The 15,917-nt window shown below is 71.8% G+C and carries 10 protein-coding genes; all 10 read right to left on the reverse strand.

All coding sequences use genetic code 11. From position 1 onward, the window contains the following. Positions 1–122: 122 nt before the first annotated feature. Positions 123–1,715 carry an Ig domain-containing protein gene (locus CSIV_RS15085; RefSeq protein WP_077052162.1) on the reverse strand — a complete coding sequence of 531 codons (1,593 nt, stop codon included), beginning with the start codon at positions 1,713–1,715 and terminating at the stop codon, positions 123–125. A gap of 32 nt (positions 1,716–1,747) precedes the next feature. Beyond that, positions 1,748–2,914 carry a hypothetical protein gene (locus tag CSIV_RS15090; RefSeq protein ID WP_077052163.1) on the reverse strand — a complete coding sequence of 389 codons (1,167 nt, stop codon included), beginning with the start codon at positions 2,912–2,914 and terminating at the stop codon, positions 1,748–1,750. Positions 2,915–2,975: 61 nt separating this feature from the next. Continuing rightward, complete coding sequence (locus tag CSIV_RS15095; protein ID WP_077052164.1) at positions 2,976–5,609, reverse strand: hypothetical protein; 2,634 nt, start codon at positions 5,607–5,609, stop codon at positions 2,976–2,978. A 155-nt stretch (positions 5,610–5,764) separates the two neighbouring features. Beyond that, positions 5,765–7,372 carry a phosphate ABC transporter substrate-binding protein PstS gene (gene pstS, locus CSIV_RS15100; protein WP_077052165.1) on the reverse strand — a complete coding sequence of 536 codons (1,608 nt, stop codon included), beginning with the start codon at positions 7,370–7,372 and terminating at the stop codon, positions 5,765–5,767. After that, entirely contained in the window at positions 7,369–8,709 is a 1,341-nt protein-coding gene (gene pstA, locus CSIV_RS15105; RefSeq protein ID WP_077052166.1) for a phosphate ABC transporter permease PstA, read from the reverse strand. The genes pstS and pstA overlap by 4 nt, the downstream gene beginning before the upstream one ends. Then, complete coding sequence (gene pstC / locus CSIV_RS15110) at positions 8,709–9,728, reverse strand: phosphate ABC transporter permease subunit PstC (RefSeq protein ID WP_077052701.1); 1,020 nt, start codon at positions 9,726–9,728, stop codon at positions 8,709–8,711. Before pstC ends, pstA begins: the two co-directional genes overlap by 1 nt. 250 nt (positions 9,729–9,978) lie before the next feature. Next, on the reverse strand, positions 9,979–11,622 hold the full coding sequence (locus CSIV_RS15115; RefSeq protein WP_077052167.1) for a protein kinase domain-containing protein: 1,644 nt from the start codon (positions 11,620–11,622) through the stop codon (positions 9,979–9,981). Then, positions 11,619–12,155, reverse strand: coding sequence for a hypothetical protein (locus tag CSIV_RS18480; protein ID WP_160897428.1), 537 nt, complete (start codon positions 12,153–12,155; stop codon positions 11,619–11,621). Before CSIV_RS18480 ends, CSIV_RS15115 begins: the two co-directional genes overlap by 4 nt. Before the next feature lie 261 nt (positions 12,156–12,416). After that, complete coding sequence (gene recR, locus CSIV_RS15125) at positions 12,417–13,010, reverse strand: recombination mediator RecR (RefSeq protein WP_077052169.1); 594 nt, start codon at positions 13,008–13,010, stop codon at positions 12,417–12,419. After that, the gene (locus CSIV_RS15130) at positions 13,010–15,844 is read right to left on the reverse strand and encodes a DNA polymerase III subunit gamma and tau (protein ID WP_083735166.1); all 2,835 of its coding nucleotides are present in this window, start codon (positions 15,842–15,844) and stop codon (positions 13,010–13,012) included. The genes recR and CSIV_RS15130 overlap by 1 nt, the downstream gene beginning before the upstream one ends. Between the last annotated feature and the right edge of the window lie 73 nt (positions 15,845–15,917).

Raw genomic sequence — 15,917 nt, forward strand, 5'->3', positions numbered from 1 at the left:
AACGAGGGCTGATCCGAGGGGATCGGAGGCGTATCGGCCAGACCCGGGGCCGGACGCACCGTGTGGGGAGATCGGAACCGATCCCCCCACACGGGTTACCGCTGGTCGAACAGACCGTCAGCTCACTTGGAGGCGAGCGTGATGGTCAGGGTCGACTTGTAGTCACCGGTCTGGGCGTCCTTGGGAGCCTGGAAGGTGAGGTCGGCGTCGAAGAGCGCACCGCTGGTGAGCGTCGAGACGGCCGTCGAGGTCGCCAGCTGCGAGCCGGTGCCCGTCGTGATGCCGGCCAGCGGGGTGTAACCGGCGTAGAAGCCGGGCACCACGGTGAGGGCGGAGGACGGGATGACGTCGTTCGCGGCGTTCGTGAAGTCGCTCACCGCAGCGGTGAGGTTCCAGCCCTTGAGGACGTTGCGGTCGTCGACCACGGTGACCTTGCCGAGCTTCTTGCTGACGCTGGCGTTGCGCGCGACGTTGCCGAAGTCGACCGCGGTGGCCTCGGCGTTGAGCGACCACAGGTCGCTCGCGGTCACGGCAGCGGTCAGGTCGACCGTGTCGGTGAGGGTGTCACCGGCGGCCGAGACCTTCGAGAACGTGCCCCACGCCTGGACGGCGAACGTGCCGTCACCCGGGAGGGTGAGGGCGACGGTGTGGTCACCGGCGGGGAGGCTCGAGATGTCGACGATGGCGTTGCCGTTGGCGTCGGTCGTGACGTTGCCGAGGTTGGTCGGGTCGGACCAGGCCCACGCCGTCAGCGTCTTGTTGGCGTTGGCGATGCCGGCGGGCACCGTGACGGTCGTGTCGCCCTTGGCGGGAGCCGTGATCGTGACCTGGTTGGCGTCCGAGCCGGCCGGCTTGGTCGGGGCGGTCGGGGCCGGAGCCGAGACGGTGCCCGAGAAGGCCTTCTCCGCGGAGCCGGCGGTGTTCGTGGCGACGAGCGTCACGTTGTAGGCACCGGCCGTGGTGGGCGTGCCCGAGATGACACCGGTGGTGCCGTCGAGGGCGAGACCGGCGGGGAGCGCCGTGCCCGACTTGACCGCCCACGTGATCGGCGCGGTGCCGTCAGCGGTGAGGGTCTGCGAGAAGGCGGTGCCGACCGTCGCGGCGTTCAGCGCCGCGGTGGTGACCGTCGGAGCCGTCGCGGGCGCCGTCGGCGTCGCGAAGGTCCAGGTCGCCAGCTCGGGCCGCTGGTTGGCCGTGACCGTGATGTAGACGAAGTCCACCTCGAGCACCTGGTTGCCGTTGAAGAACGCGATACCGAGCGAGTAGTCGCCACCGGCCTGCGCGACCGCGGAGCTGCCCGAGGGCGAGCCGAGGCCGGCGCTGGTGTTGCCGCTGGGCATGGCGTTCGGGAGCAGGATGCCGCTGGGCGTCAGACCCAGGGGGCCGTAGGCGTTCCACGCGTTGACGTTGGCCTCCTGGCCACGCGGCGAGAGGAACTTGCGGACCTGGCCGGTGTTCTCGGGAACCGTGAAGACGCTGTTGTAGTCCTCATCGCTGGGCTCCGGCGAGAACAGCGCCGAGTCGTTCCAGCCGAGCACGGTGCCGGCGGGGATCTGGGTGCCGTCGAGGTCCGAGAGCAGGTAGACCGGGTGAGCGGAGCCCACCGTCGGGACGATCGCAGCCGACGCCGTGGCGGCGGGGACGATCGACAGCGCGGCGGCGGTCACCACGGCACCGAGGCCGAGGATGCCGCGCTTCGCGAGCGAGATCTTCATGTGAGTTCGTGTCTCTTTCTCGTTTGTCAGGATCAGTTGTTGCGGGTGACGACGGTGCCGGTGGGAGCGCCGAAGCCGAACTTGGCCTTGACGGCCTTGGTCGTGGTCGGCGAACCCGAGGCGCCCCAGTAGGTGAGGCTCGAGGTGGAGGAGGAGTTGACCAGAGCGGCGACACCGGCGTCGTACGCCGCGTTGTCGGAGGTGATCTTGGCGGTCGGGACCACGATGTAGACCGTGCGACCCCAGTCGGCGCTGTTGTAGTAGCTCGTGCTGGGGACGAGGGACGGAGCGGTACCCGTGAAGGCGGCCACGCCACCGATGGCGCCCACCGAGACACCCGAGAAGGTGTTGATGCGAGCGGCGCCGTTGGACTGACCGATGTAGTTGGCGACGGAGAGCGGGATGATCTGGATCTCGTTGTCGGCGGGCGTGAGGACACGACCGTCGTTCTCGGGGATCGAGTTGCTGCGCGTGTCGACCGCGGCACCGAGGGTGGTGGTGCTGAGGCCGATCTTGCCGAGGAAGGTGGTCCACGTTCCCGAGCTCGACTGGAGGCCGAGCGGCTTGAGCGTGAAGCCGGTTCCGGAGAGGACCGAGCTCGCGGACGAGCCCGACGTCGCCGAGTAGATGCTGGTGAGCTGGTCCTTCGTCAGGTCGTTGATCGCGTTGGTCGCCGCCGCCGCGTTGGCGCCGCCGGTGGCGTTGCCGAGCTTGAAGGCGTAACCGATGGCGTCCTGGCCGAACGGAACGTACGTCAGGAGCGTGCCGGCCGTGCCGCCGACCGACGAGCTGCGGGCGAAGTCGACCTGGTCCTTCACGTTGACGCTGTTGTAGGTGAAGGCCGAGCCGCTCACGCCACCGATGGAGGCGATGAGGGCGTTACGACCGGCGCCCGAGCCGTTGGGGCGGTCGAAGACGGGGCCGAAGGCCTTCGTCTGGATGCTGCCGACACCGCCGGCGACGCCGAGGGTGAAGGCATCCCAGGATGCCAGCGACTTGCCGTTGCCGGACACCTTCACCGACGCGCCGGAGATGGTGGTGCCGTTGGCGAGGGCGCTGACGGCGTCCTGCAGGGTGTCGGAACCGACGATCGAGTAACCGTCGGTGATCGGGTCGGCGTTGGCCGCCGACGCCATGCCGGCGCCGGCAAGGGCGACACCAACAGCCGCGCCGAACGCGACGATTCGCTTGAGCTTCATTTCTTCCTGTCTTTTCGGGTGCAGAGGGTGGGTGCTGCGAAGAAGCCGGCTGGTGCAGGCTTCAGGTGACCCGTCTTCTCAGACGGGTGATCAGGGGCACACCGACGGCACTGACCAGACCGGCCAGCACGCTGATGGGCAGGGCGGCGCCGATGGCACCGCCGTCGGGATCGTCGGGGGTCTTGCCCCCGGCGAGGGCACCGCTGGACGCTCCGGTCGCGGCGGCGGGGGTGGATTCGGTCGCCGCGGGAGCGACCGGAGCCGAGGCGGCACCCGAGGAGCCCGACGAGACGACGCCCGTCGAGGCAGCGGCCTGCTGCGAGGGGATGTAGGAGCCCCCGGACGACGGCGCGGGCGATGCCGTCGGCTGGGGGCCGTTCTGCATCACGTCCGCCGCTTCCTTCGCCTGTTCGATCCACGCCGCCGGAAGTGCGACGTAGCCGTCGGGCAGCTCCCCCACCGCGGTCCCCGGCGTCTGGGCCTGGGTGCCCACCGCGAACCGGACGAGGTTCGCGTAGGCCGCGCGCAGCGTGGGATCGGTCAGGGTGGCGTTGGTCGCCGCGTACACCGGCATGGTGAGCGGGTACGCGTCCCGCGCGCCGGCGGCCACCGACGAGGTGGGGTCGAACGCGACGACGCGGTCCCCCGCGCCCGCCGGCGTCATGACGTCGGCGGCGGCCCGCATCGCGGTGCTCGACGGAGCGGTGAACGTGCCGGCGGGGTTCCGCAACGACGCCGTGACGACCTGGAAGCGCGCGGCGGCGGCGGCGCTGGTCAGGCCGAGCAGACGCTGGCTCCCCGGGAGCATGCGGGGGTTCTTGCCGTACTTGGGCGGGATGGAGTTCGGGTCCCACTGGCCGGGGCCCTGACCGTCGCCGCGAAGCGTCAGATAGGCGATGGCGGAGAGGTCGTTGGCGTAGGGGCGCCACGTCACGAGGTTGATGGGCGCCTGATTCGCGGGCACGACCTCGACGGGGTCGGCCTTGGGGAAATCGTCGCGGTCGAGCGAGAAGGGCACCTTCGTCGGGTTGACGTCCGCGTCCGTGGAGTACCAGGGGTTCACGATCATGCCCCACGGGTCGGGCTTGCTCGCGAGGAAGTCCATCGCGTCCTTGTCGGAGGAGATGTACTTCCAGACCGCGCGGGCGGCATCCGATCGGCCCTGCGGGACGATGACGTCGGCGATGGCGGCGCCCTGGAGGTCCTGGGCCTGCCATTCCGGGTCGTTCACGGCGAGGAAGTCCGGATCCCGCGTGATGTTGTACTCGTTGGTCCCGGTCAGGTAGGTCTGGTCCGCCCCGGTCGGGATCGACGAGCGGTACGAGTAGCTGAGGAGCTTCGCGAGCAGCCGGGGCGTGAGGTTCACGCTGCTGAACGGGGTGCGCGCCTTGTCCTTCCACTCCTGCGGGACGGTCTTGTCGTTCGGGTTGGGCAGTCGGTCGATCGCGACCGAGATGGCCACCCCGCTGAGCGCGACGGGGGCGTACGTCAGCGGGTCCTTGCCCTCGGTCGAGAGCGCGTAGCTGGTGAGGGCGAGGGGCGCCTGGTCGTTCTTGGATGCCGAGAGGAGAGCGTCGGACTCGGCGCTGGTGATGAGGGAGTAGACGGATCCGCCCGTCTGGTTGCAGACGACCGGCTGCCACGACGCGACCGCGAGGGCGGCGAGCTCGCTGCCGGCCACCTGCCGCTCGGTCTGACCGATCGCGCATCCCGTTCCGACCGGGGCGAATTCCAGCTTCACCGACAGCGCGTGCTGCCAGGAGTCGGCGAACAGACCGGACTGGGTGATGTTGGTGGAGCCGTTGTCCGAGGTCCCGCGCGGGAGGACGACGAGCCAGCAGGACGCGCCGACGGTGACACCCGAGGTCGTGACGGGGTTTCCGCAGCCCAGGCCGTTGGACTGGACGGCGGTCTGCACCTCGAACGTGACGGACCCCTTTCCGTCGTCGCCCGATCCGACCCAGGGGATCTCGTTGGTCGTGTACGAGGTGAAGAACTGGTTGGCGTTGACGTCGACGGACGAGTCGATCGTCTTCTTGCCGGTCGTCGCGTCGCGCTTGATCGAGTCGACCCGGGTGCCGTCGCGGGCGATGAACGGGATCGACGTGTAGGGCGGGAAGATGAAGGAGCCGGGCGCGGTGTACTCGACGTCGGCCTCGGGCACCTCGTCGATGGAGGCGTAGTTGCGGTAGGCGTCGCGGGTCGCTCCGATGCTGCCCGCCCCGCCGTACTGGCAGGTCGTGCGGTCCGGTCGCTGCGTGTTCGAAGGATCGTCGCCCCAGCACATGAACACCTGGAGGAAGTTCTCGCCGCCGTTGCCGCCGGCCGACGGTGCGGTGGACTTCTTGCCGCCCGTCCAGTCCAGACGGATGCCCTGCGCGACCAGACCACGGGTCTGCGACACCGTGACCGACAGATCCGGCATCGGGGCCGTGTCGACCGCGGCATCCTGCTGCTTGGCGGTCACGGTCACCGCGGACGAGGACGCGGCGGCGGCGGACTGCCCGTCGGTCACGACACCGCCGGACACCAGCGCGAACACGGTGACCCCGGCGACGAGGCCCGCGGCCAGGGGCAGGACGGTGCGCCGCGCGCCCCGGTTCGCCGCATCGGCGTGCGCGCGGCGGATCCGGAGGCGGCGGCGCGACGGGGTCGCGGGGGCCTCGGCATCGCTGCGCTCACGGAAGTCAGACACGGGTGAAGTCCTTTGGTTCTGCGGGTGGCTGGACACCCTCGTCGAGCTAAAAGCGCGCGGGTGACGTCCGGATGAACGTGCCCACAACGAGATACCGATGCGGTGTGCTCCAGACGCGAACGCTTCCGGCGGCGGGCCGGAGGCCGACGGCTACGTCACCGACGGTTCGAGCGCGCGCCGGAGCGCCGCGAGACCACGGGCGGGATGACGATCGCGGCGACCACGAAGAGAGCGGCGACGAGCATCATGTACTGCGGCGGGCCCCACACGTCGTCGGCCAGCGTGAACGGTGACGACACGGCCGCGTTCGCCGCGGCCCCTCCCCCGGAGACCAGGACGCCGTTCGCGTCGTACACCGGGTCGGACGCGGTCCCGGCCGCCGCGTCAGCGGTCCCGGCGGCCGCGCCCGAAGCTGCTGCCGCCCCGCCCGCGGCCGCCGCCGCGTCGGCGCTGTTCGCGCCCCCCGACACTCCACCCGAACCGGTCGCGGGCGTGGCCTCCTGGGCTCCACCGGTGCCCTCGACGCACTGCGTCGCGCCCTGCTTGTCGCAGTCCGGCGGATTGGGCGCCGAAGCGGCGAGCTGGTTGTTCGCGGGTGAGTCGCCCGGCTTGAAGGTGGGGTTGTTGCACTTGTTGAAGTCGACCGGTCCCTCGGTTCCGGGAATGGCCTTGAGCACCTCGGAGCCCGCCTGCACCAGGTTCATCGGCAGGGGCGAATAGCCCAGGGCCGAGGCCTGCTGCTGACCCTCGCACAGCATGTAGTTCGCGAACCGGCTGAGGGTCTTGCCCTTCTCCGTCGTGAAGAGCTTGTTCGTCTGCGTCGGGACGATCATGTAGGAGTAGCTCGACATCGGGTACGCGCGCGGATCCGTGCTGTTGTACACGCCGTCCAGGTTCTGCGTGAGGTCGGGGTTGATCGCCGCCGACATCAGCGCCACGGCGACCGACTGGTACGTCGGCTCGACGTAGTACCCGGCCTTGTTGAGCACCTTCACCACCGGGAAGCCCGACTTCATCGCGTAGGAGTACTCGACGTAGGTGATGGCCCCCTCGCCGTAGTCCTGGCTGACGTATCCCGCGACGCCGAGCGAGCCGTTCTGACCCTTGAACGAAGCGTTGATCTGCGGGAACTGCGACCGCATGCCCTGCGTCCAGATGTTGCCGAACTGCTTCGACATCCAGAGGGTGAACTGCGCGCTCGTGCCGGAACCGTCGGAACGGTAGACCGGCGTGATGCCGCGGTCGGGCATCGCGAGGGCGGGGTTGTCGGCCTGGATCGCGGGATCGTTCCACTTGGAGATCTGCCCGCTGAAGATCTTCGCGATCACCTCGCCGGAGAGGCGGAGGTTGGTGACGCGCTTGCCGCCGATCTTGAGGTTGTACATCAGGGACGTACCACCGGCGACGATCGGCATGTACGCGAACCTGCCCTGCAGCGGCGTGCCGTCGCTGAACGTCGTCTCGGGCGCCGAGCCGTCCTCGGGGTTGTCCTGGAACGGGATCTCGCTGATCGCGAAGTCGACCGTGCTGTTGCGGAAGTCGGTGCGACCGGCGCTGGATCCGGTGCCGGAGTAGTTCACCGTCATGCCGTAGTTGCTCGCGACGTTCTTGCGCCACTGGTCGAGCGCGTTCTGCGACCACGTCGAGCCGGAACCGGAGATCGGGACGTACCCGTCGGCGTGCGCGGGCACCGGGATGAGCGCGACGAGGGAGACGGCCGCGAGCACCGCGGCGAGGCGGGCCCAGCGGGGACGGGATTTCACGACGGGTTCTCCTCGGAGGGTGGGGCGGTTCGTTTGGTGAGGGCGCGCTCGGCGAGGCGCCACTCGAGATCGACGGGGGGCTTCCCCTTGGGGGGACGGACCTTGCGCGCGGCACGCGTCGTGGGCGGGGTGTCCGAGCCCCCGCTGATGCGCTGCAGGTCACGCGCCGACGCGACGGCCGCGGCGCGGCGCTGGCGATCGGAGAGCTGCCCGGGTCCGCGGCCGCCGATCAGGCGGGCGATGATGAACAGGGTCAGCACGAGCAGGACGAGGGTGGCGGCCGCGCCGAAGCCGCGCGCGATCATGTTCGGTTCGGGCGACTTGACGAAGTCGAACACCTGCAGCGGCAGCGAGATCATCGGACCCGAGAAGGGGTTCAGGTTCATCTCGGCCGTCACACCGGAGGTCAGCAGCACGGGCGAGGTCTCCCCGATCCCGCGGGCCGTGCCGAGGATCACGGCGGTCACCAGGCCCGAGCGCGAAGTCGGCAGGACGACGCTCCACACGGTCTTCCACCGGCTCGTCCCCAACGCGTACGAGGCCTCGCGCAGGTTGTTCGGCACGAGCCTCAGGACGACGTCGGAGGCCCGGATGATGATGGGCAGCATCATCACGCTGATGGCCAGGGATGCCGCGAATCCGGAGCGCTGATTGGTGATGAGGGTCACCACGGCGGCGTAGACGAAGAGGCCCGCCACGATCGAGGGCAGCGCCGTCATGGCATCCGAGATCGTCCGGACGAACCGGGCGAACGGGCCGCCGATCTCGTTGAGGAAGACCGCGGTGGTCACCCCGAGCGGGATCGTGATGATCAGCGCGATGCTGATCTGGATGAGGGTTCCCACGATCGCGTGGGCGATGCCGCCCATCGTGAGGGGGTCGAGGGGTCCCGCCAGCTTCATCGTCTCGGTGAAGAAGTTGAAGTGGACCAGCGCCGAGGACCCGCGCACGAGCGTGAAGAAGACGACGAACGCGAGAGCACCGAGGAGGACCACGCCCGCCGAGTAGAACAGCGCCGTCATGATGCGTTCGCTGATCGCCAACCGGTCCGCGCGCATCGCCGTCATGACGGCGTAGATGCCGAGAAACCCGATGAACGACAGCACGATCCACCCGACGACACCCGTCATCGGCGTGAGCCAGCCGAACATGAGGCTGGACAGCGCGATGCCCGCCGCCGCACTGCCGATCAGATCGAACCGGTCGCCGAACGGCACCGTCCGCACGTCGCGCCGTTCGCCGACGGTCCCGAGCCTGACCGGGATGGAGGTCCGGGAGCGGCTCGACTCGTCGTCGTCGGGCGTGGACGGCGGCGCTTCGGTGGTGAGGATGGCCATCAGTTGCTCTCCGCTCCGGACCGGCTCCGCGCGACGATGGTGGATGCCGTGAAGTTGACGATGAGCGTGATGATGAACAGCACGAGACCCGCGGCCATGAGCGCCGAGAGGCCGAACTGGCTCGCCTCGCCGTAGCGGAGCGCGATGAGCGCGGACACCGAGTTCGTGCCGGTCTTCAGCACCTGCGGGTTGATCGTGAAGATCGGCGAGATGATCATCACGACGGCGATGGTCTCGCCCAGGGCGCGGCCGAGGCCGAGCATCGTGCCGCCGATGATGCCGCCGCGGCCGAACGGCAGCACGACGGAGGTGATCATGCCCCACCGCGTGGAACCGAGCGCGAGCGCGCCTTCGCGCTCGCCGAGCGGAGCCTGCGAGAACGCCTCGCGCATGACCGAGGTCTGCGTCGGTACGACCATGAGCGCCACCACGATGCCGGCGATGAAGGCCGAGGACGTGAAGGCGCCGGCCTCGGTCAGACGCGCCCCCGACGGGTCGGTGACCGCGAAGATCGGGATCCAGGCGAAGTAGGTGGAGATCCACTGCGCGACCGGGATCACGCCCGACTGCAGGAAGAACACGCCCCACAGGCCGAACACGACGCTGGGGACCGCGGCCATGAGGTCGACCATCGTGATGAGGAGCGACCGGGCCCGCACCGGCACGATCTCGCTGATGAGGAGGGCCGTCCCCATCGCGAGCGGAACGGAGACCGCCATCGCGATGAGCGCGATCGTGACCGTTCCGAACAGCACCGCCGCAACGCCGAAGCTGCCGGTCTCGGGCGACCACTCCTGCGTGGTGAGGAACGAGGGACCCGCGACGCTGAGCGCGTCACCCGCGCGGATGCTGAGGAAGATGCCGACCGCGAGCATTATCGCCACGGTGATCGATCCCGCGGAGTAGGCGGCCCCGCGGAAGACCCGGTCCGCCTGCACCGGACGGCTCTTCAGCGAGCGGCGGACCGGAGCCTGCTGCTCGGATCGGGGAGGGAGAACCTCCGTGGTGGTGTCCGTCATGCGCTCTCCGTCGGTCGCGTCGGGCAGGTCGTGCAGAGGCACCGCAACGGTGTCCCGCGGGGCGGGTCCGGCCTCGCGGCGGTGTCCGGACGACCGGCGACGCGAGGCGCCCGTTGTCCCTCGTACCGGCTCGGGACGCCGGCACTGGCGACGCTAGATCCGGGTCGTGAACGCCGCCGGGAGCGACCGCCCACGCCGCCTGGCCGGGAGGTGAACGAGGGATGCCGAGCCCCGACCGGCCGGAGACGGCTCACGGCGCGCCCGGACTCGGGGTGGGCGTGGCCGTCGGCGTCGGGCCCGCCGTGGTCGTCGGGGTCGGGGTGGGCGTGGGCACCGCGGCGCGGCCGCTGGACACGAGCAGGCGGATCGTGGACCCGACCTGCGCCGACGCACCGGGGGCCGGCGTCGAGCCGATGACGGTCCCCGCGGGGCGGTCCGAGACGGTCGCGACCTCCTCGGGGACGAACCCCGCCGCGCGCACCGCGGCATCGGCGTCGCCGGTCGCCCACCCGTCGATCGGGGGGACGGTGTTCGTCCCGGATGCCACGACCAAGCGCACCGTCGAGCCGCGGGGCACGGTCGTGCCGGCGGCGGGATCCGACGAGAGCACCGATCCCGCGGCGAGCGCCGAGTTCTGCGAGATCACGGGGCCGGCGACGAGCCCCGCGGCCTCGATGGCGGCGAGCGTGTCCTGCAGCGAGCCGAGGTCGGGGACGACCGCGACCTCCGCGGTCGGCGTCGCGCTCGGGCTGGGATCGGCTCCCGGATCACTGCTGGGCACGGGGGTCGCCGCCGCGGTGGGGGCGGCCCCCGGCTCGGGCCGACCGGCGGAGGCCATGAGCGGCACGGCGACGGCGACGAGCGCGAGGACGGCCACGATGACGATCGCGGTCACCCAGCCGGGACCCGAGTCCCGGAACCGTCCGGGGGCACCCGCCGGTTCCGGAGCGGGGTCTTCCACGACCGTCGCGGTGACCCTCGGCGTGGGACGCAGGACCCGCGTCGCCGCGACCGGCGCCGGGGCGGGGGCCGTGGCCTGCAGCGCCGCGCGCATCTCGGCGGCGTCGGCGAAGCGATCCGCCGGGTCCTTGAGCAGCGCCCGCACGAGCACGCGGTCGAGCGCGGGCGACACCCCGCGGGCCCGCACCGAAGCCACCGGGGGTGGGGCGTGCAGTTGCGCCCGGACCACGGCATCCCGGTCTCCGCCTTCGAAGGGGGCTCGGCCGGTGAGCGCGAAGTACAGCAGCCCGCCGACCTGGTAGAGGTCGCCGGCGACCCCCACCGGCTCACCGCGCAGCTGTTCCGGCGAGGCGTACTGCGCGTTGCCGACGACGCCCGCCGTGGCCGAGGCGGTGCTGCGCAGCACGTCGTCGCCGCGGGTCGTCCGGCCCGCGGCATCCGCCAGCCCGAAGTCGAGCAGTGTCGCACGTGCCGGCGTCGTCCCCTCGAAGCGGACGAGGACGTTCGCGGGAGACACGTCGCGGTGGACGAGTCCGCCCGCGTGCGCGGCCTCGAGGGCTCCGAGGATCATGTCGCCGATACGCCGCGTCGCCGCGGCGCCGAGGGGACCGTGGGCGAGGACGTGCTCGGCGAGGGTTGCACCCTCGAGCAGTTCCTGGGCGATCCAGGCGATCGTGACGTCGCCGTCCTGGAACGTCCCCATGTCGACGACCTCGACGATGCCGGGGTGCGCGACCGCGGCCGTGCGCCGGGCTTCGTCCAGGAACGCCGCGCGCACCGCCTCGCTCTCGGAGAGATGCGGATGGAGCATCTTGATCGCCACGGGGCGATCCAGGACCGTGTCGGTCGCCGAGAACACGGATGCCGTCCCCCCGGAGCCCAGCAGTCCCTCGAGGCGGAACCGACCGGCGATGAGTCCGGATGCCGTGGTCACGGAGCGTTCATGCCGACCCGGGCGCGGCGTCCCGACGCGGTACCGATGCTCACGCCCTGCGCGACGGTCGCGGTGGCGAGAGCCGTGCTGGCGGCGCGGCCCGCGGCGGCGGCCTCGCTCGCCGATTCGTACCAGCGCGCGGCGGTGAGGACCGGCCGGTCGCCCCGGCGGATGACCCACCCGTGCGTGGTCGACTGCGGGCCACGGACGGCGGTGACGGTCATCTCGTCGACGCGGGACTGCTCGGCGACGACCGCGTCGAATGCGGCCCGGGGGGAGACGAAGATGCGGGCGCAGCGCGCGAGCTCGCGGTTGTTGGTCGCGAGCAGACGCCAGACGCCGAACACCCCGAGCGGGGTGAGGGCTCCGTCGGGGGTGGTCTCGCTGAGGCTGCCGGCGGTGATCGACCACTCCGGGAGCAGATGCGAGCGGAACAGCAGCCACGCTGCCAGGCGGGGGTCGTGGATCGAACGGAACGTGTCGAACACGATCCGTGCGCGCCGCGTCGCGCGATCGGAGAGCGTCTCGCTCACGGGCACCCCTGTCTGACGGCCGCAGAGCTCGTGGGTCGGGCACCCGTGCTGCAGTCCGTAGGCAAGAAAATGGCCGCGCCCGGTTTCCGTAGGTCCATCGGGGGATGAACAGGCGGTACACGGGGGTTCAACGCTCGGAGATCACCCGCACGTCGGAGATTTCTCACCCGCTGCGGGCGGGACGTCGGGCCGCGTCGGGCGTCAAGGCGCGCGAGGACGCGTCAGTGGGCGCGGCGACGCGTCAATGGGTGCGGCGACGCGTCACAGGGTGCGGCGCCCCTCGAAGGCGCGGCCGAGGGTGACTTCGTCGGCGTACTCGAGGTCGCCGCCGACGGGAAGACCGGATGCCAGGCGCGTGACACGGATCTCGAGCGTGTGCAGCAGCCGGCTGAGGTAGGTCGCCGTGGCTTCGCCTTCGAGGTTGGGGTTGGTCGCGAGGATCACTTCCTGCACCGAGCCGTCGGCGAGCCGCTGCATGAGCTGCGTGATGCGCAGGTCGTCGGGACCGATGCCCGCGATGGGGCTGATGGCGCCGCCGAGGACGTGGTACAGCCCGCGGAACTCGCGCGTGCGCTCGATCGCGGCCACGTCCTTGGCGTCTTCGACGACGCAGATGAGCGCCGGATTGCGGCGCGGATCGCGGCAGATCGAGCAGCGGTCCTGCTCGGAGACGTTGCCGCAGATCTCGCAGAAGCGCACCTTCTCGCGCACTTCCCCGAGGAGTTGCGACAGGCGGGAGACGTCGAAACTCGGCGACTGCAGGATGTGGAACGCGATGCGCTGAGCGGATTTCGGGCCGATGCCGGGCAGTCGACCGAATTCGTCGATGAGGTCCTGAACGATGCCGTCGTACATCAGTTGAACCTCGTCGGGGGCTCGTAGGGTTCGTCGCGGACGTAGTTCGCGCCGAGCATCTGGCGGACCACGGCCTCGCCGTAGCGCTGCACTCCCCCTCGCAGCGGCGCCATGCGCGGCACGATCACCGGCGGGACGGGGAGGTCGATCGCGTCGTCGAGCGGGGGGATGACGTCGTCGTCGTCGACCTCCTCGGGCGCGGGCACCGAGCGGGCGACATCGGACGAGGGAAGCACGGCGCCCTCGAAGGGCGGCGGAGCGATGCGCGGGGCCGGCCGGACAGCGGCCTCCTCGGGCTCTTCGTCGACCGCGAGGGCGGTTCCGGCGGTGGATGCCGAGGCGGTCGCCGTCCCCGCCGCGGAGGGCGCCGGCGCGGCGGCCCGCGACGCGGGCGCGGGCGACGGGGACGACGCCGCGCGGGCGGCGGCGGGTGCGGATGCGCGGGGCGGCGCCGGCGAAGCGGGTGCGGCGACGGGCGCCGAGCCCGCGGGCGCGCCGGGGATGGGGGCGACGGCCCAGTCGGTGACGGCGGCCGACGCGTACGACGCCGACGAGCGTTGCGGCGCGGCCGGAGAGGTGGCGCGCGCCTCACCGCCGGGGCCCGCGCCCGGGCCGCGCGGCGGCGCACCGTCGGAACCGCCGGAGCCGCCGTCGCCCTCGAGGCGGGCGAGGTACTTCACCCGGACGCCGAGGACCGACTGGATGGCACGGCGGAGGTCTTCGCTCGCGCCGCCGTCCGCCGTGCGGGTCTTGAACGCGGTCAGGTCGGCGCCCGTGCGGAAGCCCAGGGTGAGGACGTCGTCGTCGAAGGCGAGGACGGACGAGGTCGACACGACGAGCCAGGACGCGCGGCTGAGGGCCTCGAGCTGACCGAGCACCTCGGGCCACGCGTCGCGCACGTGCGACAGCTCGATCGGACCGAGCGGGACGACCGGCGGCGTCGGCGCCGCGTGTTCGAGGGGAGAGGAGTCGTCGGCCGCATCCGCGCCACCGCTCGCCGCCGGGTCGGCGGGGGCGGCGGTGGAGGCGGCATCGCCGTCGGGCGTCGGGGCGGTGTCGAACGGGTGCGGAGCGGCCGGCGACGAGGCCGGTGACGCGGCGTCGGGGCGCGCCGCCGCCTCGGGCGCACGCGTCGCGGGACCCGTCGGCGCGGCGCCGGGCTCGACATCGTCGAAGGGCGGCGGGGCGTCGTCGTCGTCGAGAGGCGGCGGGACGTCGTCGTCGGACGGCGCGGTGGGCTCGGTCGTCGCGCGCGCCGGTCGGGACGCGGCGGGCCCGGCCGTGGCTGCGGACGGGCTCGCGGGACGCTCGGCCGGGGCGACGGCGGCTGCCGGATCCGCGGTCGGTGCAGGCGTCGCCGGTGCGGCGACCGGCGGTGCCGCCGCGGCCGCGGGCGCCGCCACGGGAGACGCGGCGCGACCCGGCGCAGCGACGCCCGGGCGAGGGTTCGAGCCCCCCGGCGAAGCCACGACCGGAGCCGCAACGCCGGGCGACGCCACCGCAGGAGCCGCCACGCCGGGCGACGCCACCGCAGGAGCCGCCACACCCGGCGACGCCACCGCAGGAGCCGCGACCGGAGCCGCCACACCCGGCGACGCCACCGCAGGAGCCGCGACGGCGGGGGCGGCCGCCGCGGGAGCCGGCGTGCGGACGGGAGCGGGGGCGCCGTGCTCGGCGGCGTGCGCCGAAGCGGACGCGGGCGAGACGCCCTGCGACACACCCGCGTGAGTCAGGACCCGGGCGACGAGGAGCTCCAGCTGCAGACGGGGCGAGGTGGCCCCGGTCATCTCGTCGAGGGCGGCCACCACGAGGTCGGCCGTGCGCGACAGACGGGCGACGCCGAACGCCGTGGCCTGACGGGCCATGCGCTCGAGTTCGTCGTCGGGGACACCGCGGAGGACCGCGGAAGCCCCGGCACCGGTGGCCGCGACGACGATGAGGTCGCGCAGGCGCTCGAGCAGATCGTCGACGAAGCGACGGGGATCCTGTCCGGTCTGCACGACGCGGTCGACCGCGGCGAAAGCCCCGGCGCCGTCGAGCGCCGCGAACGCGTCGACGACCTCGTCGAGGAGCTCGGAGTGGGTGTAGCCCAGCAGCGCCACCGCGCGCTCGTAGTTCACGAGCACGTGGCCGTCGGCATCCCGATCCGAACCGGCGATGAGCTGATCGAGCAGCGAGAGCGTGTCGCGCGGCGAGCCGCCGCCGGCACGGACGACCAGCGGGAGCACGCCCGCCTCGACCGACACGCCCTCGGTCTCGCAGAGCTCTTGCACGTACTCGAGCATCGCGGCGGGCGGCACCAGGCGGAACGGGTAGTGGTGCGTGCGGGAACGGATCGTGCCGAGCACCTTCTCGGGCTCGGTCGTGGCGAAGATGAACTTGACGTGCGCGGGGGGCTCTTCGACGAGCTTCAGCAGGGCGTTGAAGCCCTGCTGCGTCACCATGTGCGCCTCGTCGAGGATGAAGATCTTGAACCGGTCGCGCGCCGGGGCGAAGATCGCGCGTTCGCGCAGGTCGCGGGCGTCGTCGACGCCGTTGTGGCTGGCGGCGTCGATCTCGACCACGTCGAGCGACCCTCCGCCACCGCGACCGAGTTCGACGCAGCTGTCGCACACGCCGCACGGAGTGTCGGTGGGGCCCTCCGCGCAGTTGAGGCAGCGGGCGAGGATGCGCGCGGACGTCGTCTTGCCGCAGCCGCGCGGCCCCGAGAAGAGGTAGGCGTGCCCCACCCGGTCACTGCGGAGGGCCGTCATCAGCGGCTCGGTCACCTGCGACTGCCCGATCATCTCGCCGAATGCCTGCGGGCGGTAGCGGCGGTACAGGGCTGTCGTCACTCCTCCAGCCTACGGCGTGCCACCGACATCGCGTCCGGCCCTCTCCCCCGCCCCGCGCGCCCCGCTCCGGCAT

The organism is Microbacterium sp. CSI-V (assembly GCF_001984105.1).
Lineage (GTDB): Bacteria > Actinomycetota > Actinomycetes > Actinomycetales > Microbacteriaceae > Microbacterium.

Bases quoted from the DNA above. Each gene is read 5' to 3' on its own strand.
- CSIV_RS15085 (WP_077052162.1), bottom strand. From the start codon at position 1,715: ATGAAGATCTCGCTCGCGAAGCGCGGCATCCTCGGCCTCGGTGCCGTG.
- CSIV_RS15090 (WP_077052163.1), bottom strand. From the start codon at position 2,914: ATGAAGCTCAAGCGAATCGTCGCGTTCGGCGCGGCTGTTGGTGTCGCC.
- pstA (WP_077052166.1), bottom strand. From the start codon at position 8,709: ATGGCCATCCTCACCACCGAAGCGCCGCCGTCCACGCCCGACGACGAC.
- pstC (WP_077052701.1), bottom strand. From the start codon at position 9,728: ATGACGGACACCACCACGGAGGTTCTCCCTCCCCGATCCGAGCAGCAG.
- recR (WP_077052169.1), bottom strand. From the start codon at position 13,010: ATGTACGACGGCATCGTTCAGGACCTCATCGACGAATTCGGTCGACTG.